The organism is Pseudundibacterium arcticum, from assembly GCF_042646465.1.
Classification (GTDB): Bacteria; Pseudomonadota; Gammaproteobacteria; order Burkholderiales; family Burkholderiaceae_D; genus Undibacterium_A; species Undibacterium_A arcticum.
In genome coordinates this window covers 1-19,200 of sequence record NZ_JBHRTP010000103.1, presented here as the reverse complement: position 1 = coordinate 19,200, position 19,200 = coordinate 1, and the positions used below count along the sequence as shown (strand labels likewise).

The following is a 19,200-nucleotide window of genomic DNA, read 5'->3' as shown; positions in this document are numbered from 1 at the left end:
GTCAAGACCACCTGCACCGGCGTCGAAATGTTCCGCAAGCTGCTCGACCAGGGTCAAGCCGGCGACAACGTCGGCGTGTTGTTGCGCGGCACCAAGCGCGAAGACGTCGAGCGCGGTCAAGTACTGGCCAAGCCAGGCTCGATCAAGCCGCACAGCCACTTCACCGGCGAGATCTATGTGTTGTCGAAAGACGAGGGCGGCCGTCACACCCCGTTCTTCAACAACTATCGTCCCCAGTTCTACTTCCGTACCACCGACGTGACCGGTTCGATCGAATTGCCAGCAGACAAAGAAATGGTCATGCCAGGCGACAACGTCTCGATCACCGTCAAGCTGATCAACCCGATCGCGATGGAAGAAGGTCTGCGCTTCGCGATTCGTGAAGGCGGTCGTACCGTCGGCGCCGGTGTGGTGGCAAAGATTATTGCTTAAATAGAGCCGCTGCCATTCGATGCCGGGCACAGCCCGGCATCAGTGCTTGTAGTTCTGGTTCAGTTTCAGGTTTATGTAGGGGCGTAGCTCAATTGGCAGAGCGTCGGTCTCCAAAACCGAAGGTTGGGGGTTCGAGGCCCTCCGCCCCTGCCACCGATTCAGGTGGTGTAGCGTTGGTGTGGTGTGAGCAACAAAGCGACGGAGGTTGACGTCGTCAGGCAGGCGCCATCCGCGCAGATAGCGAAGTTGCCGCGAAGAATTGCACCGGCGTGGACGCGAAAAGACGCGTTTTCATCATATCAAACGCTGCATCCAGGGCACCGAAAGTAAAAAAGTATGTCAAACCATTCCGTGCAAACCGTCGGCAATTCGGGCGATAAATTAAAGATCGCGCTGGCAGTTGCGGCAGCGATTGCGGGCGTAGTCGGTTTCTATTTCCTGGCGGACAAGCCCGCCGTGGTGCGCGTGGCTGCCTTGCTCGCCGGTTTGGTGGTGGCTGTGGCTTGCGCCTGGACCTCGACCACCGGTCGGGAATTTCTTCTGTTTGCCAAAGAGGCCGTTCGCGAAACCAAAAAGGTGGTCTGGCCTACCCGCAAGGAAGCGGTGCAGATCACGGCCATTGTGTTCGGTTTTGTGGTCATCATGGCGATTTTCCTGTGGGGTACGGATAAATTGCTCGAGTTTTTGTTGTATGACGTGATTCTGGGCTGGAAAAAATAATGAGCGAGATTATCCAAGACGATGCTAACCAGGGCGCGGCAGCGACGGCCAGCACCGGCAGCAAGCGCTGGTATGTAGTGCACGCTTATTCCGGCATGGAAAAAAGCGTGCAGCGTGCGTTGATGGAGCGCGTCGAGCGTGCCGGCATGCAAGACAAGTTCGGCCAGATTCTGGTGCCGACCGAAGAGGTGGTCGAGGTCAAGAATGGCCAAAAGTCGGTTACCGAACGTCGATTCTTCCCCGGCTATGTGCTGGTCGAAATGGAAATGACCGATGAAACCTGGCACCTGGTGAAAAATACCAACAAGGTTACCGGCTTCATCGGTGGCAAATCGAACAAGCCGACCCCGATCCCGGCCCGCGAAATCGACAAGATCATGCAGCAAATGCAGGACGGCGTCGAGAAGCCGCGGCCAAAAGTGCTGTACGAAGTCGGCGAACTGGTGCGAATCAAGGATGGCCCGTTCACGGACTTCAACGGCAACGTCGAAGAAGTCAATTACGAGAAATCGCGCGTGCGGGTCTCCGTCACCATTTTCGGCCGTGCGACCCCGGTTGAGCTGGAATTCGGCCAGGTCGAAAAAGCCTAGGTCAGTCATGGCGCAGCAATGCGCCGTGTTGTAGCAAGCGCGCTCCGGCGCGTCGCCGAATGCAAGTTCGCGAAATCCGGCAGAGGAGCCCGACCAATAGTTGTGCGTTGGAACGGCGCTAACACTCATCTTCACAGGAGCCATCATGGCAAAGAAAATCGTCGGTTTTATCAAGCTGCAAGTGCCAGCTGGTAAAGCAAATCCATCTCCTCCGATCGGCCCAGCCCTCGGTCAGCGCGGTCTGAACATCATGGAATTCTGCAAGGCATTCAATGCGCAGACCCAGGGCGTTGAGCCAGGCATGCCGATTCCGGTCGTCATCACTGCGTTCGCGGACAAGTCCTTCACCTTCGTGATGAAGACGCCGCCCGCAACCTTCCTGATCAAGAAAGCTGCCGGCATCCAGAAGGGTTCGCCGAAGCCACATACCGACAAGGTAGGCTCGCTGACACGTCAGCAAGCGGAAGAAATCGCAACACTCAAAAAGCCGGATCTGACGGCCGCCGATATGGATGCAGCAGTGCGCACCATCGCCGGTTCCGCACGTTCCATGGGCATCACGGTGGAGGGTCTGTAATGGCTAAGTTATCCAAGCGCGTAAAAGCATTCAAGGCAAAGGTCGATCGTACCAAGGCTTATCCGTTCGACAACGCAGTTGCGCTGGTGAAGGAATTCGCGACCGCCAAGTTCAATGAATCGATCGACGTATCGGTACAGTTGGGTGTTGATCCGAAGAAATCGGACCAGGTTGTGCGCGGCTCCGTGGTGCTGCCCGCCGGCACCGGTAAAACCGTGCGCGTCGCGGTGTTCGCCACCGGCGACAAGGCAGAGCAAGCCAAGGCTGCCGGTGCTGACATCGTTGGTATGGAAGATCTGGCCGAACAGATCAAGGCCGGCAACATGCCTTTCGACATCGTCATCGCGTCGCCTGACACCATGCGTATCGTTGGTACCTTGGGTCAGATCCTCGGGCCACGCGGCCTGATGCCGAATCCGAAAGTTGGTACCGTGACACCTGACGTCGCCACCGCGGTGAAAAACGCGAAAGCCGGCCAGGTCCAGTATCGTACCGACAAGGGCGGCATCATCCACGCCACGATCGGTCGCAAATCGTTCACCGACGCCGATCTGAAGAGCAATCTGTTGGCGCTGGTAGAGGCACTGAACAAGGCCAAGCCAGCGACCAGCAAGGGCGTGTATCTGCGCAAGGTATCGCTGTCGTCGACCATGGGCACGGGTGTGCGCGTGGATCAGGCTACGCTGGCGAACCAATAAAAAATCAAGTCCTCGTGCCCGCCGTATTGTGGGCATGAGGCGCATCTTTGGGCTGGACCGTTTTTTGAAGGTGTGAAAGCGGTTCAGGCAGTCAAAGACCGTTGGGCGGCGTGCATTTCGATGCGCAAAGTTAAAAAGCCGGTGAGTGTGCCGGTACCCAACGCAGATGGTGTACCCGAACAAGTTTTGTAGTCTCCAGGCTGGTCCGCCAGTCGCGAACTCCTAACTTCGGACGCCGTGTTCGAACCGATGCAAGGCCGATAAGCATGTTGTTTATTGTCCGCGCATCATTACTGGAGGTTGATCGTGAGTCTCAATCTGAATGACAAAAAGGCTGTAGTCGCCGAAATCTCTGCGAAAGTTGCAACTGCGCAGACGATCGTCGTGGCCGAATATCGTGGCATCCAGGTTGGTCATCTGACGCAACTGCGTGCTAAAGCGCGTGCCCAGGGTGTGTACTTGCGTGTATTGAAAAATACACTGGCTCGTCGCGCCGTTGAAGGTACTGCGTTTGCTAGCCTTTCCTCCGAAATGACCGGTCCGTTGATCTATTCGATCTCGGATGATGCCGTTGGCGCAGCCAAAGTCCTTAGCGACTTTGCCAAAACCAACGACAAGCTGGTCGTCAAGGCAGGTAACTATGCAGGTAAGCCGCTCGATAAAGCGGCTGTCACTGCATTGGCCAGCATCCCAAGCCGTGAAGTCCTCATGTCCCAGTTGCTGGGTATCATGCTGGCGCCGGTGTCGGGCTTTGCGCGTGGTCTGGCTGCGCTCGCAGCCAAAAAAGGAGCTGGGGCCGAAGTCGTGGCCGAAGCTGAAGTCGAACCTGCAGCAGCTTAATTGCAGCTAGTCGCGAATCATTCGCGACTGCGGTTTCGGCGCTTTTTGCGTCAATACTGATTAGATGTTATTAGTGAATTAATTTAGGAGTTTCAAATGGCAATTAGCAAAGACGATATCCTGGAAGCCGTAGGCGCGATGTCCGTAATGGACCTGAACGACCTGGTCAAGGCATTCGAAGAAAAATTCGGCGTGTCCGCTGCCGCAATGTCCGCACCTGCCGCTGGCGGCGCTGCTGCTGCAGCTGTTGAAGAGCAGACCGAGTTCACCGTCATTCTGTCCGAATTTGGCGCGAACAAAGTTGGCGTCATTAAAGCAGTGCGCGAAATCACGGGTCTGGGCCTGAAAGAAGCCAAAGATCTGGTCGACGGTTCGCCGAAGCCAGTCAAGGAAGGCATCTCCAAGGCAGACGCGGAAGCCGCCAAGAAGAAGCTGGAAGACGCTGGCGCGAAAGCCGAAATCAAGTAATTTCGGCTTGCCAGGGCGCTTGGTAGATTTACTAAGTAGCGCCGGAGTCAAAGCGCAGGACCTTTCCGAAAGGAAAGGTTCGGCTTTGGCTCCTTTGTCGTTTTCAAATTGCGACGAATCACACTGCAACTCTGTGCCACCGGCAGAGCGCACGACGGTCAACAATTTGAGAGGCTGAGGCTTGAGGTTTCGTTGTAACGGTCATGCAGTAACGATCATGCAGCAGCGGTTAGCGAAACCTGAATTCTTATCCTTTCTGTCACTCACGGAGTGTCCATGCACTACTCATTTACTGAGAAGAAGCGCATCCGCAAATCATTTGCGAAGCGCGCTAACGTTCACCAAGTTCCGTTCCTGCTGGCGACCCAGCTCGAGTCTTACCTGAGCTTCCTGCAACAGGACGTCATCCCGTCCCAGCGCAAGAATGACGGTCTGCAGTCGGCCTTTACCTCGATTTTCCCTATCGTGTCGCACAATGGATTTGCGCGCCTCGAATTCCTGTCCTACGTGCTCGGCGATCCGCCGTTCGACGTGAAGGAATGCCAACAGCGCGGCCTGACCTTCGCGTCGCCGCTGCGCGCCAAGGTCCGTCTGGTGATTCTGGACAAGGAATCGCCGACCAAACCGGTGGTCAAGGAAATGAAGGAGCAGGAAGTCTACATGGGCGAACTGCCTCTGATGACAACTACCGGCTCGTTCGTGATCAACGGCACCGAGCGCGTGATCGTGTCGCAGCTGCATCGTTCGCCTGGCGTCTTCTTCGAGCACGACCGCGGCAAGACGCATTCGTCGGGCAAGCTGTTGTTCTCGGCGCGCATCATTCCCTACCGCGGTTCCTGGCTCGATTTCGAGTTCGATCCGAAGGACATCTTGTTCTTCCGCGTCGATCGCCGCCGCAAGATGCCGGTCACGATCCTGTTGAAGGCGATCGGCATGACGCACGAACAGATTCTCGCGAATTTCTTCGTGTTCGACAATTTTGCGCTGCGTTCCGAAGGCGCCGAGATGGAATTCGTCGCCGAGCGCCTGCGCGGTGAAGTGGCGCGTTTCGACATCGCCGACAAATCGGGCAAGGTGCTGGTCGCAAAAGACAAGCGTATCAATTCCAAGCATGTGCGCGACGTCGAAGCTGCCGGCATCAAGCACATTTCGGTACCGGAAGACTATTTGCTGGGCCGCGTCCTGGCCAGGAACATCATCGACGCCGATACCGGCGAAGTGGTGGCCAATGCCAACGACGAACTGACCGACGAGCTGCTCGGCAAGTTGCGCGACGCCAATGTAAAAGACATCCAGACCTTGTATACCAATGATCTGGATCAGGGCGCCTACATCTCGCAGACGCTGCGGATGGATGACACCACCGACCAGATGGCGGCCAAGGTCGCGATCTACCGCATGATGCGCCCGGGCGAACCACCGACCGAAGACTCGGTTGAGGCGCTGTTCAAGGGCCTGTTCTACAGTGAAGAACGGTACGATCTGTCGGCCGTCGGCCGCATGAAGTTCAACCGTCGCATCGGCCGCGATGAACTGACCGGCGCGATGACGCTGTCGAACGAAGACGTGCTGGCCGTGATCAAGATCCTGGTCGAGCTGCGCAATGGCCGCGGCGAAGTCGACGATATCGATCACCTCGGTAACCGCCGCGTACGCTGTGTCGGCGAACTGGCAGAAAACCAGTTCCGCGCCGGCCTGGTACGCGTCGAGCGCGCCGTCAAGGAGCGTCTCGGCCAGGCCGAAGCCGACAACCTGATGCCGCACGACCTGATCAACTCGAAGCCGATCTCGGCCGCGATCCGCGAATTCTTCGGCTCCTCGCAGCTGTCGCAGTTCATGGATCAGACCAATCCGCTGTCGGAAATCACCCACAAGCGCCGCGTATCGGCACTTGGACCGGGCGGTCTGACCCGCGAACGTGCCGGCTTCGAGGTGCGCGACGTGCATCCGACTCACTACGGCCGGGTCTGCCCGATCGAAACGCCAGAAGGCCCGAACATCGGTCTGATCAACTCGTTGGCGCTGTATGCGCGCCTGAACGAATACGGCTTCCTCGAGACCCCGTATCGCAAGGTCGACGGCAGCAAGATCACCAGCCAGATCGATTACCTGTCCGCGATCGAGGAAGGGCGCTACATCATCGCCCAGGCCAATGCTACCATCGACAAATCGGGCAAGTTGTCCGATGAACTGGTGTCGGCACGCGAAGCCGGCGAGACCATCCTGGTATCACCAGAGCGTGTGCAGTACATGGACGTGGCGCCGGGTCAGATCGTATCAGTAGCGGCTTCGCTGATTCCGTTCCTCGAACACGATGACGCGAACCGCGCATTGATGGGTGCCAACATGCAGCGCCAGGCCGTGCCTTGCCTGCGTCCTGAAAAAGCGCTGGTCGGCACCGGTATCGAACGCACCGTGGCGGTCGACTCCGGCACCACGGTGCAGGCGTTACGCGGTGGTGTGGTCGATTACATCGATGCCGGCCGGGTCGTGATTCGTGTCAATGATGAAGAAGCGACCGCAGGTGAAGTCGGTGTCGACATCTACAACCTGATCAAATACACCCGTTCCAACCAGAACACCAACATCAACCAGCGTCCGATCGTCAAGGTCGGTGACCGCGTCGCCAAGCATGACGTGATCGCCGATGGCGCATCGACCGATCTGGGCGAGTTGGCGCTGGGTCAGAACATGCTGGTCGCGTTCATGCCGTGGAACGGTCTGAACTTCGAGGATTCGATCCTGATCTCCGAGAAAGTGGTGGAAGACGACCGCTACACGTCGATCCATATCGAAGAGCTGTCGGTGGTCGCACGCGACACCAAGCTCGGTGCCGAAGAGATTACGCGCGATATCTCGAATCTGGCCGAGAACCAACTGGCCCGCCTGGATGAATCCGGTATCGTCTACATCGGTGCCGAAGTGCAGGCTGGCGACACGCTGGTCGGTAAGGTCACCCCGAAAGGCGAGACCCAGCTGACGCCGGAAGAAAAATTGCTGCGCGCGATTTTCGGCGAAAAAGCATCCGACGTCAAAGACACCTCGCTGCGCGTGCCATCCGGCATGATCGGCACCGTGATCGACGTCCAGGTGTTTACCCGCGAGGGAATCGCACGCGACAAGCGCGCCCAGCAGATCATCGACGATGAGCTGAAGCGTTATCGGCTCGACCTGAACGACCAGATGCGGATCGTCGAAGGCGATGCGTTCCAGCGTCTGGAAAAGATGCTGATTGGCAAAGTCGTCAACGGCGGTCCGAAGAAGCTGGCCAAGGGCGCCAAGATCACCAAGGAATACCTGGACGATCTCGACAAATACCACTGGTTCGACATTCGTCCGGCCGACGACGATGCTGCCAACGCGCTCGAAGCGATCAAGGAATCGATCGCCGAGAAGCGTCATCAGTTCGATCTCGCATTCGAAGAAAAGCGCAAGAAGCTGACCCAGGGCGATGAGTTGTCGCCAGGCGTGCAGAAGATGGTCAAGGTCTACCTGGCCGTCAAGCGCCGCCTGCAATCGGGCGACAAGATGGCCGGACGCCACGGTAACAAGGGTGTGGTCTCGCGCATCATCCCGGTCGAAGACATGCCTTACATGGCGGACGGCACGCCGGCTGACGTGGTATTGAATCCGCTGGGCGTGCCGTCACGGATGAACGTGGGCCAGGTATTGGAGGTGCATTTGGGCTGGGCCGCCAAGGGCCTCGGGCTGCGGATCGGCGAAATGCTGAAGGCGCAGGCCAAGGCGGTGGAGCTGCGCAAGTTCCTGACCACGATTTATAACGAATCGGGCAAGTCGGAAGACCTCGACAGCTTCAGCGACGAGGAAGTGTTCACGCTGGCCAGCAACCTGACGCAAGGTGTGCCGTTCGCGACGCCAGTGTTCGATGGTGCGCATGAAGACGAAATCCGCCGCATGCTGGACCTGGCTTATCCGGATCCGGTCGCAAAACAGCTCGGCATGACGCCTTCGAAGAACCAGGTCACGATGTATGACGGCCGCACCGGCGAGGCATTTGAGCGCAACGTCACCGTCGGCTACATGCACATGCTGAAGCTGCACCATCTGGTCGACGACAAGATGCATGCGCGCTCCACCGGTCCGTACTCGCTGGTGACCCAGCAACCGCTGGGCGGCAAGGCGCAATTCGGTGGTCAGCGCTTCGGTGAGATGGAAGTCTGGGCGCTGGAAGCCTATGGTGCATCGTATGTGCTGCAGGAGATGCTGACCGTGAAGTCGGACGACGTGAATGGCCGGACCAAGGTGTACGAGAACCTGGTCAAGGGCGACCACGTGATCGACGCCGGCATGCCGGAATCGTTCAACGTGCTGGTCAAGGAAATCCGCTCACTCGGTATCGATATCGATCTGGAACGCAATTGATTTGTTGGGGACGCTGAACCGGGCGCTGCGCTCGTGGCAATAGCCACCGGGCGCGGCGCGAGTTCCGTCCCGCAAGGCATTAGACGTATTTTTCTCACCCCCAAACCGGAGTGAAACATGAAAGCACTGCTCGATCTATTCAAGCAAGTTCAGCAAAACGAAACATTCGACGCGATCAAGATTGGTCTGGCGTCGCCTGAAAAAATCCGTTCCTGGTCATACGGCGAAGTCAAGAAGCCGGAGACCATCAACTACCGCACCTTCAAGCCTGAGCGCGACGGCCTGTTCTGCGCCAAGATCTTTGGCCCGATCAAGGATTACGAATGCCTGTGCGGCAAGTACAAGCGCCTCAAGCACCGCGGCGTGATCTGCGAAAAGTGCGGCGTTGAAGTCACGCTGGCCAAGGTGCGCCGCGAGCGCATGGGTCACATCGAACTGGCCTCGCCGACCGCGCACATCTGGTTCCTGAAATCGCTGCCGTCGCGTCTGGGCATGGTGCTCGACATGACGCTGCGCGATATCGAACGGGTGCTGTATTTCGAAGCCTACGTCGTGACCGATCCCGGCATGACCCCGCTGAAGAAGTGCCAGATCATGTCGGAAGACGATTACGCCGCCAAGTATGAAGAATACGGCGACGATTTCACCGCGTTCATGGGGGCCGAAGGCATCCGTGAATTGCTGCGCTCGATCGACATCCATCGCGATGCCGAAACCTTGCGTGTTGAACTGAAAGAGTCCAAGTCCGAAGCCAAGATCAAGAAGTACGCGAAGCGCCTGAAGGTGCTGGAAGCGTTCCAGCGTTCCGGCATCAAGCCGGACTGGATGATCATGGAAGTGCTGCCGGTGCTGCCGCCGGAACTGCGTCCGCTGGTACCGCTGGACGGCGGCCGCTTCGCGACCTCCGACTTGAACGACCTGTATCGCCGCGTCATCAACCGTAATAATCGTCTGAAACGCCTGATGGAACTGCGCGCGCCGGAAATCATTACGCGCAATGAAAAGCGGATGTTGCAGGAAGCGGTCGACTCGCTGCTGGACAACGGCCGTCGCGGCAAGGCAATGACTGGCGCCAACAAGCGTCCGCTGAAATCGCTGGCCGAAATGATCAAGGGCAAGGGCGGTCGTTTCCGTCAGAACTTGCTGGGCAAACGCGTCGACTACTCCGGCCGTTCGGTGATCGTGGTTGGTCCGCAGCTGAAACTGCACCAGTGCGGTCTGCCGAAGCTGATGGCGCTGGAACTGTTCAAGCCCTTCATCTTCAACAAGCTCGAACTGATGGGCCTGTCCACCACCATCAAGGCCGCCAAGAAGCTGGTCGAGGCGCAAGAGCCGGTAGTGTGGGACATCCTGGAAGACGTGATCCGCGAACATCCGGTCATGCTGAACCGTGCGCCAACGCTGCACCGTCTCGGGATCCAGGCGTTTGAGCCGGTCCTGATCGAAGGCAAGGCGATCCAGTTGCATCCGCTGGTGTGCGCCGCATTCAACGCCGACTTCGACGGTGACCAGATGGCGGTCCACGTGCCGCTCTCGATCGAGGCGCAGATGGAAGCGCGCACGCTGATGCTGGCGTCGAACAACATCCTGTTCCCGTCCAACGGCGAACCGTCGATCGTGCCGTCGCAGGATATCGTGCTCGGTCTGTACTATGCGACCCGCGAGAAGATCAACGGCAAGAATGAAGGGATGATGTTCCCCGACGTCTCGGAAGTGATCCGCGCCTACGACAACAAGGAAGTGGAGCTGACCACCCGCATTACGGTGCGTATCACTGAATATCCGAAAGACGCTGCGACCGGCGAATTCAACAAGTCCGTGACGCGTTACGAGACCACGGTCGGCCGCGCCATCCTGTCGGAAATTCTGCCGAAGGGCCTGCCATTTTCGGTGCTGAACCGCGCACTGAAGAAGAAGGAAATTTCGAAACTGATCAACACCTCGTTCCGCAAGTGCGGACTGCGCGCGACCGTCGTGTTCGCCGATCAGCTGATGCAGTCCGGTTTCCGTCTCGCGACCCGCGCTGGTATCTCGATCTGCGTCGATGACATGCTGGTGCCAACCCAGAAAGCGACACTGATTGCGGCCGCCGAACAGGAAGTCAAACAGATCGAGCAGCAGTATGCGTCCGGTCTGGTGACTTCCGGCGAACGCTACAACAAGGTGGTCGATATCTGGGGCAAGACCGGCGACGAAGTCGGCAAGGCCATGATGGATCAGCTCAAGCTGGAAGACGTGGTGCGTCGCGACGGCAGCACCGGTACGCAGGAATCGTTTAACGCGATTTACATGATGGCCGACTCCGGTGCGCGCGGTTCGGCTGCCCAGATCCGCCAGCTGGCCGGTATGCGCGGCCTGATGGCCAAGCCGGACGGCTCGATCATCGAAACGCCGATTACCGCGAACTTCCGCGAAGGCCTGAACGTGTTGCAGTACTTCATCTCGACCCACGGTGCACGTAAGGGTCTGGCCGATACCGCGCTGAAAACTGCGAACTCCGGTTACCTGACCCGTCGCTTGGTCGACGTGACCCAGGATCTGGTGGTGATCGAGGACGATTGCGGCACCTCGAACGGCGCCGCGATGAAGGCGCTGGTGGAAGGCGGCGAAGTGATTGAAGCGTTGCGCGACCGTATCCTCGGTCGGGTAGCGGTCAACGACATCGTCAATCCGGAAACGCAGGCCACGTTGTATGAAGGCGGTACGCTGCTCGACGAAGACATGGTCGAAGAGATCGAGCGTCTGGGCATCGACGAAGTCAAGGTTCGCACCCCGCTGACCTGCGACACCCGTTTCGGCCTGTGCGCCATGTGCTATGGCCGTGACCTGGGCCGCGGCGTGATGGTCAACGCCGGCGAAGCAGTCGGCGTGATTGCCGCGCAGTCGATCGGCGAACCGGGCACCCAGCTGACCATGCGTACCTTCCACATCGGTGGTGCGGCGTCGCGTGCAGCAGTGGCATCTTCGGTCGAGGCCAAATCGAACGGCACCATCCGCTTCACCGCCGCGATGCGTTATGTCACCAATGGCAAGGGCGATCAGATCGTGATTTCCCGTTCCGGCGAAGTCCTGATCACTGACGACCACGGCCGTGAGCGCGAGCGTCACAAGGTGCCGTACGGTGCGACCCTGATCGTGAAAGACGGTATGGCGATGAGAGCCGGTACCGCGCTCGCGACCTGGGATCCGCTGACCCGTCCGATCATCACCGAATACGCCGGTACCATCCGCTTCGAAAACGTCGAGGAAGGCGTCACCGTGGCGCGTCAGGTCGATGACGTCACCGGTCTGTCGACCCTGGTCGCCATCGATGCCAAGCGGCGCGGTTCGCTGACCAAGACCATGCGTCCACAGGTCAAGTTGCTCAACGAGCAGGGCGAAGAAGTCAAGATCGCAGGCACCGAACATGCGGTGACGATCGGCTTCCAGGTCGGCGCGCTGATCATGGTCAAGGACGGTCAGCAGGCATCGGTCGGTGAAGTGCTGGCACGTATCCCGACTGAATCGCAGAAAACCCGCGATATTACCGGTGGTCTGCCGCGTGTTGCCGAACTGTTCGAAGCACGTTCGCCGAAAGATGCCGGCATGCTGGCGGAAGTCACCGGTACCGTTGCCTTCGGCAAGGAAACCAAGGGCAAGCAACGTCTCGAAATCACCGACATGGACGGCAACAAGCACGAGTTCCTGATTACCAAGGACAAGCAAGTGCTGGTGCATGACGGCCAAGTCGTGAACAAGGGCGAGATGATCGTGGACGGCCCGGCCGATCCGCAAGACATCCTGCGTCTGTTGGGTATCGAAGCGCTGGCGCGTTACATCGTCGACGAAGTGCAGGACGTGTACCGTCTGCAAGGCGTGAAGATCAACGACAAGCACATCGAAGTGATCGTGCGCCAGATGTTGCGTCGGGTGCAGATCGTCGACGCCGGCGATGCCAACTACATCGTGGGCGAGCAGGTCGAGCGTTCCGAGTTGCTGGACGAAAACGATCGCGTGATCGCCGCAGGCAAGATTCCGGCGACCTACGACAACGTGCTGCTGGGTATTACCAAGGCGTCGCTGTCGACCGACTCGTTCATTTCGGCTGCGTCGTTCCAGGAAACCACGCGCGTGCTGACCGAAGCGGCGATCATGGGCAAACGGGACGGCCTGCGCGGCCTGAAGGAAAACGTCATCGTCGGCCGCCTGATCCCGGCTGGTACCGGTCTGGCCTTCCATCGCGCCCGCAAGGAAAAGGAAGTGTGGGAAGCGGAAGAACGCGCCGCGCTGCTGCAAGCCGAGAAATCGGCGCGCGCTGCCGAAGCGGAAGCCGCGATCGAGGCAATCGAGACGACAGGACAGCACGACGATCAAGACTGATCGAGGGTCTTGGCACAAAAAACGGCATCGGTGGAGTTCCACCGATGCCGTTTTTTTGCGTTACGCCGCTGGACGAGATTTGAATCGGGGCCCGGCGGTGTGAAGATACTGGCTGCTGTATTGTTTATCGCCGCAACAACTTCATGCCAAAAACCGGGTATTTTTGCTGATACTCCCTGCGCTATTGATCAATCAGGCGCGCACCGTTCGGGCCGTGGCGAACTGATTGGGCCCAACCCGCCACCTGCCTCTACTTACCCTGCGCCAGCGGCATCCCCTTGTCGATCACTTCACGACAGTCGCCGCGAATGATGGCATGGTCATAATCGGTCCAGCCGTAGCTGTCGACATAGCGCTTGTGCGGTTTGAATTCGCGGCTCAGGAAGCTCCATTCCAGGCGCTCGGTGCCATAGCGTATATCGGCCATGTCGAGCAGCGTATGGAACATGTTTTCGGTCGACAGGCGCGACCGGGTATGGCGTTGCAGCTGCGCGATCTTGTCCGGATAGGTCGACTTGTACAGGTCGGAGTACCACATCAGCGCCGGGATATGGAATTCGTATTGTGTGTTGTGACCGTGGAAGGCCAGATTGCAGCTGCCGTCGTACAGGGTCTGGCCGTGATCCGAGCTGTACAGCATCGCGCTCAGCTGGCCCGACGTCTTCAAAGTATCGATCACCTGCGCCAGGAACCAGTCGGTGTACAGAATCGAATTGTCGTAGCTGTTGTTCAGCTGCGGTTTGATTTTCAGGTTGGTGTAGACCGGATTGTCGATCCCGAACAGCGACGGTTTCCATTGGTCGAATTCCTGCGGATAGCGGTGGCTGTAGTTCCAGTGGCTGCCCAGGGTGTGCAGCACGATCAGCTTCTTTGGCGCCGGATCGGCGATCGCATTCTTGAGCGGGTCGAGCAGGATCTTGTCGAGATTGGAATTATTGGTGAAGCCACCCAGGTTCATGAATTGCAGCACGTCGGCTTCCTTTGCGAATACCGACACCGGTGTATCGAACTGGCCGAACGAGATCTGGTTCGACAGCCAGTACGTCTTGAAGCCGGCTTCCTTGAACGCCGTCAGGAACGATTTTTCCGAAAAACCGGCCTGCAGGCTTTGCGTCGCCGGCTTGCGCGAGACCAGCACCGGCACCGACAGCCGCGTCGCCGACACCGCGGTGATCATGTCGGGGAAGCTGACCAAGTTGGATTCTTTCTTGAGCAGCGGATTGGTGTCGCGTTCGTAGCCGTTCAAGCTCCAGCGATCGTAACGGCTCGATTCGCCGATCACCATCACCACCACTTGCGGTGTGCTGTCCTGGCTGGCCTGGTAGGCGCCGAATTTGAATCGCTTGCTCTTGTCGGACAGATCGGCCAGATATTGCCGCTCCTGCCAGAAGTCGATGCCGCGCGCGATCAGCCCGAACGGCCAGGTGTCGCCGAACGCCTTGGTGTCGAGCGGCATGCCGGCCCAGGCCGGCAGCTTGGGCCATGATGCCGAAGCCACCGGGCCGCTGGCGCTGGCCTGCACCGCACTGGCCACCGACGGACTGGCGCTTTCGGCGTCGTCGGGATCGCTGTCGCCTTCACCCTCACCAAAACCCGAGGCGGCGACACTGCCCTTGGTGGACGCCGATCCGGCACTGCTCGACGCAGTATGGGCGACCGCGGCGGATGCTGATGCGCTGGAACTCTCGACCCCATACTCGTAGCCGTAAGCACCAACTCCGGTCCCAGCCAGCAGCAGCGCGATTGTCAACCAGCGCGAATGGTCGCTCCAGTCGAGATCACGAGTGCTCCGTGCGGCGCGCAAGGTGGCCCACCACCAGACGATCACCCCCACCATGACAGCCAGCATCAACCACACTTTCTGGCCCAGGAATTCGAGCGATTCCCGCGGACTGGTTTCGGCGATGATGCCCAGGTGGTGCGTGGAAATGCCCTGGCCGAAGAAGGTGCGCAGATAGATCTCGGTCGGCAGCGCCAGAAAGGCCGGCAGCAGCAGCCAGTGGAACCAGGCCGGCCGCTTGAAGACCGCCCACACCGCGAGCCATGCCACGAATTCCATCGCCAGAATGCGCGCCGGCTGATCCACCGGTTTGCCCTGCAGCCATGCAAAGAACGGCAAGCTTGACAGCAGCAGATACGACAGCAACAGAAATAAATTAACGGGGCGCAACAAAGAAGGCATGACGGACGCAAGTAAGTAGGGTGGTACGGTGTTGGAAAAGGCAGGCAAATCCTGAGCGCGCATTATCGCGGGTTTTTGCGCCGACCGTGTCGCGGCTTCTCGAAATGCCGCGTCGTGACCACTGAGACGCTTATTCTCCCCCGATTTGGACCCGCTGCGATTAGGTTAGTACAGCCGGGGGTATTTTTGAAAGCCATTTGAATTACGGGAAATCCAACCCTATTTTTGCCTCTACTCCGATTGCTTGTGCAAGCACCGTTGGGCCCGCGCCTAGGCCCAGCCCAGGCGCAGCGCGGCCGCCGACCATGATGCGTGCGGCATCGCATGCTGCCCGCGCGCCACCAGTGGCCGGGCAAAAATCACCCCAAGCGAAGGTTGACTGTAGTTCATTGCAGGTTTATACTTACCGGTTCTCGATATTGGGCTCGCTTGGGCTTAAGCGTTCTTTGGTCTTGCTTCACGCCGCGCGCTTTCCCTCTCAGTCACATCGAGTCGCGTGATTTATCTGCGCACCATTCATATTAAGTCCCCGGACAACCGATTTCGGGATCGTTACATTAACGTCGTATTTTGTTGGATTTAGAACGATGCCAACCATCAATCAACTGATTCGCCAGCCGCGCGTTTCCGCGCGCGTCAAGAGCAAATCGCCGGCGCTGGAAAACAGCCCGCAAAAACGTGGCGTATGCACCCGCGTTTATACAACGACTCCAAAGAAGCCAAACTCGGCTCTGCGTAAGGTCGCCAAAGTACGCCTGACCAACGGTTTCGAAGTCATTTCGTACATCGGCGGTGAAGGTCATAACCTGCAAGAACATAGCGTCGTGCTGCTGCGCGGCGGTCGTGTCAAGGATTTGCCGGGTGTACGTTACCACATGGTTCGCGGTGCACTGGATACCCAGGGCGTCAAAGATCGTAAGCAGGCGCGTTCGAAGTACGGTACCAAGCGTGCCAAGGCTAAAAAATAAATGTTTTCGTCAGGCAGTACGCTAGCGAAATGTAATCGGCCCCACTGGGTCGAGTAAGTGGTTGGCTATGATGGCCGCCGCGAGTGCAGGCAACAGCCATGCGCTCAACTGAAGATTGAAAGGAATTGAAATGCCACGTCGTCGTGAAGTGCCCAAGCGCGAAATCCTGCCGGATCCAAAATTCGGTAATGTTGATGTCGCCAAATTCGTCAACGTTCTGATGCTGTCCGGCAAAAAGTCGGTCGCTGAGAACATCATCTACGGTGCGTTCGAGCACATCCAGTCCAAATCGGGCAAGGATCCGCTTGAAGTGTTCGTCGCTGCAATCAACAACTGCAAACCGATGGTCGAGGTGAAATCCCGTCGCGTCGGTGGCGCCAACTACCAGGTGCCAGTTGAAGTGCGTCCAGTCCGCCGTATGGCGCTGTCGATGCGCTGGTTGCGTGAGGCTGCCAACAAGCGCAGCGAAAAATCGATGCCGCAACGTTTGGGTGGCGAGTTGCTGGAAGCGGCCGAAAGCCGCGGCGGCGCAATGAAAAAGCGGGACGAAGTGCACCGTATGGCAGAAGCGAACAAGGCGTTCTCGCACTTCCGCTTCTAATAGATTGGATATCGGCCTCCGCGATCGGAGCCGTATCCGCATGAGTGATTTGTTCGGGGCCGGGCACATTTTTGGTGAAAAAATGGCGCTCGGTTTTGTTCATTATAAGATTTAGGACTGATTATGGCCCGCAAGACCCCCATTGAGCGCTACCGCAATATCGGTATTTCCGCTCACATCGACGCCGGTAAAACCACCACCACCGAACGTGTATTGTTCTACACCGGTGTGAACCACAAGATTGGTGAAGTGCATGATGGCGCCGCCACCATGGACTGGATGGAGCAGGAGCAAGAGCGCGGTATCACGATTACGTCCGCGGCGACCACGTGCTTCTGGAAGGGCATGGCCAACAACTTCCCTGAGCACCACATCAACATCATCGACACCCCGGGTCACGTCGACTTCACGATCGAAGTCGAGCGCTCGATGCGTGTGCTCGACGGCGCTTGCATGGTCTACTGCGCCGTGGGCGGCGTGCAGCCGCAGTCGGAAACCGTGTGGCGTCAGGCCAACAAATACAAGGTGCCGCGTCTGGCCTTCGTCAACAAGATGGATCGCACCGGTGCCAACTTCTTCAAGGTCTACGAGCAGATGCGCGCGCGCCTGAAGGCCAACCCGATTCCGCTGCAGATCCCGATCGGCGCCGAAGAGAATTTCCTGGGCGTGGTCGATCTGGTCAAGATGAAGGCGATCTATTGGGATGACGCGTCGCAAGGGATGAAATTCGACTATCGCGAGATTCCCGCCGAGCTGCAAGCTCAGGCCGAAGAATGGCGCGAAAAGATGGTCGAGGCTGCGGCTGAAGCGACCGAAGAACTGATGAACAAGTACCTCGAAGAAGGCGATCTGTCGGAAGCTGAAATCAAGGCGGCTCTGCGTCAACGCACCATCGCCAGCGAAATCGTGCCGATGATGTGCGGCACCGCGTTCAAGAACAAGGGCGTACAGGCGATGCTGGATGGCGTCATCGAATACCTGCCATCGCCGGTGGACATTCCGCCGGTGAAGGGTATGGACGAAGATGACCAGCCAGTGACCCGCAAGGCGGAAGACGGCGAGAAATTCTCGGCGCTGGCGTTCAAGATCATGACCGACCCCTTCGTCGGCCAGCTGATTTTCTTCCGCGTCTACTCCGGTACCATCAAGACCGGCGACACCGTGTTCAATCCTGTGAAGAACAAGAAAGAACGTCTTGGCCGTATTTTGCAGATGCACGCCAACCAGCGTGAAGAAATCAAGGAAGTGCACGCCGGCGACATCGCTGCGGCCGTTGGTCTGAAAGATGCAACCACCGGTGAAACGCTGTGCGATCCTTCATCGATCATCACGCTGGAAAAGATGATCTTCCCTGAGCCCGTGATTTCGCAGGCAGTCGAGCCGAAGACCAAGGTTGACCAGGAAAAAATGGGCTTGGCGCTGAACCGTCTGGCACAGGAAGATCCATCGTTCCGCGTCAAGACCGACGAAGAATCCGGCCAGACCATCATCGGCGGCATGGGTGAATTGCACCTGGAAATTATTGTTGACCGCATGCGGCGCGAATTTGGCGTGGAAGCGACGGTCGGCAAGCCACAGGTTGCCTATCGTGAAACGATTCGCAAGACCTGCGAAGAAATCGAAGGCAAGTTCGTCAAGCAATCCGGTGGTCGTGGTCAATACGGTCACGTGGTACTGAAGCTGGAGCCGCAAGAGCCGGGCAAGGGCTTCGAATTCGTCGACGCGATCAAGGGCGGCACCGTGCCGCGCGAATACATCCCTGCGGTCGAAAAGGGTGTGCGCGAGACGCTGAATTCGGGCGTGATGGCCGGTTATCCGGTGGTCGATGTCAAGGTAACCCTGTTCTTCGGTTCCTACCACGATGTCGACTCGAACGAAAACGCGTTCCGTATGGCAGCTTCGATGGCGTTCAAGGACGGTTGCCGCAAGGCCAGCCCGGTCATCCTGGAGCCGATGATGTCGGTCGAAGTGGAAACGCCGGAAGATTACGCTGGTAGCGTGATGGGTGACTTGTCTTCGCGTCGCGGTATGGTGCAAGGCATGGACGAAATCGCCGGCGGTGGCGGCAAGATCATCAAGGCCGAAGTGCCGCTGTCCGAGATGTTTGGTTACTCGACCTCGTTGCGTTCAGCAACCCAGGGTCGTGCGACCTACACCATGGAATTCAAGCACTATTCCGAAGCACCGAAGAATGTGACTGAAGCGATCGTTAACTCGAAAGCAAAATAATGATGGTGCCGCCCGCGCTCGCACGAGCGTCGGCGGCGCCCTGTTGCAGCAGATTGAAAATCAATTAATTAACTATTCGTTCTTTTGAAGGAAGACCAAAATGGCAAAGAGCAAGTTTGAGCGGACCAAGCCGCACGTGAACGTAGGCACGAT

General features: G+C 58.2%; 13 protein-coding genes and 1 tRNA gene. 13 read left to right on the top strand and 1 reads right to left on the bottom strand.

Translation table 11 applies throughout. The features are described 5' to 3' along the window. The 10 genes from ACFOFO_RS25135 to rpoC form a co-directional block, all read left to right on the top strand. The coding region (locus ACFOFO_RS25135) for an EF-Tu C-terminal domain-related protein (protein WP_390332321.1) at nt 1–432 on the top strand (432 nt) is incomplete at its 5' end. A 77-nt stretch (nt 433–509) separates the two neighbouring features. After that, nucleotides 510–585 (top strand) — tRNA-Trp (locus tag ACFOFO_RS25130). A gap of 183 nt (nt 586–768) precedes the next feature. Beyond that, entirely contained in the window at nt 769–1,152 is a 384-nt protein-coding gene (gene secE / locus ACFOFO_RS25125) for a preprotein translocase subunit SecE (protein WP_390327458.1), read from the top strand. Next, nucleotides 1,152–1,742 carry a transcription termination/antitermination protein NusG gene (gene nusG / locus ACFOFO_RS25120; RefSeq protein ID WP_390327456.1) on the top strand — a complete coding sequence of 197 codons (591 nt, stop codon included), beginning with the start codon at nt 1,152–1,154 and terminating at the stop codon, nt 1,740–1,742. The genes secE and nusG overlap by 1 nt, the downstream gene beginning before the upstream one ends. Before the next feature lie 145 nt (nt 1,743–1,887). Continuing rightward, on the top strand, nt 1,888–2,319 hold the full coding sequence (gene rplK, locus ACFOFO_RS25115) for a 50S ribosomal protein L11 (RefSeq protein ID WP_390327454.1): 432 nt from the start codon (nt 1,888–1,890) through the stop codon (nt 2,317–2,319). Then, nucleotides 2,319–3,017: a 50S ribosomal protein L1 gene (rplA, locus tag ACFOFO_RS25110; RefSeq protein WP_390333370.1), complete on the top strand. Its 699-nt coding sequence runs from the start codon at nt 2,319–2,321 to the stop codon at nt 3,015–3,017. Before rplK ends, rplA begins: the two co-directional genes overlap by 1 nt. Nucleotides 3,018–3,323: 306 nt before the next feature. Further along, the gene (gene rplJ, locus ACFOFO_RS25105; protein WP_390327452.1) at nt 3,324–3,857 is read left to right on the top strand and encodes a 50S ribosomal protein L10; all 534 of its coding nucleotides are present in this window, start codon (nt 3,324–3,326) and stop codon (nt 3,855–3,857) included. 96 nt (nt 3,858–3,953) lie between these two features. Next, nucleotides 3,954–4,325 carry a 50S ribosomal protein L7/L12 gene (gene rplL / locus ACFOFO_RS25100; RefSeq protein ID WP_390333369.1) on the top strand — a complete coding sequence of 124 codons (372 nt, stop codon included), beginning with the start codon at nt 3,954–3,956 and terminating at the stop codon, nt 4,323–4,325. A gap of 276 nt (nt 4,326–4,601) precedes the next feature. Next, nucleotides 4,602–8,708, top strand: coding sequence for a DNA-directed RNA polymerase subunit beta (gene rpoB, locus ACFOFO_RS25095; protein ID WP_390333367.1), 4,107 nt, complete (start codon nt 4,602–4,604; stop codon nt 8,706–8,708). A 117-nt stretch (nt 8,709–8,825) separates the two neighbouring features. Further along, entirely contained in the window at nt 8,826–13,067 is a 4,242-nt protein-coding gene (gene rpoC / locus ACFOFO_RS25090) for a DNA-directed RNA polymerase subunit beta' (protein ID WP_390333365.1), read from the top strand. A 250-nt stretch (nt 13,068–13,317) separates the two neighbouring features. Here rpoC and ACFOFO_RS25085 read toward each other — a convergent pair whose 3' ends face one another. Next, nucleotides 13,318–15,249: a phosphoethanolamine transferase gene (locus ACFOFO_RS25085; RefSeq protein WP_390327450.1), complete on the bottom strand. Its 1,932-nt coding sequence runs from the start codon at nt 15,247–15,249 to the stop codon at nt 13,318–13,320. Between the two features lie 587 nt (nt 15,250–15,836). Between ACFOFO_RS25085 and rpsL the strand changes: the two genes are divergently transcribed. The 3 genes from rpsL (at nt 15,837) to fusA (ending at nt 19,047) form a co-directional block, all read left to right on the top strand. After that, the gene (gene rpsL / locus ACFOFO_RS25080) at nt 15,837–16,217 is read left to right on the top strand and encodes a 30S ribosomal protein S12 (protein ID WP_390327448.1); all 381 of its coding nucleotides are present in this window, start codon (nt 15,837–15,839) and stop codon (nt 16,215–16,217) included. 130 nt (nt 16,218–16,347) lie between these two features. Continuing rightward, nucleotides 16,348–16,818 (top strand): 30S ribosomal protein S7, encoded by a 471-nt coding sequence (gene rpsG / locus ACFOFO_RS25075; RefSeq protein ID WP_390333363.1) that lies wholly within the window; start codon nt 16,348–16,350, stop codon nt 16,816–16,818. A 123-nt stretch (nt 16,819–16,941) separates the two neighbouring features. Further along, complete coding sequence (fusA, locus tag ACFOFO_RS25070; RefSeq protein ID WP_390327447.1) at nt 16,942–19,047, top strand: elongation factor G; 2,106 nt, start codon at nt 16,942–16,944, stop codon at nt 19,045–19,047. Nucleotides 19,048–19,200 lie beyond the last annotated feature (153 nt).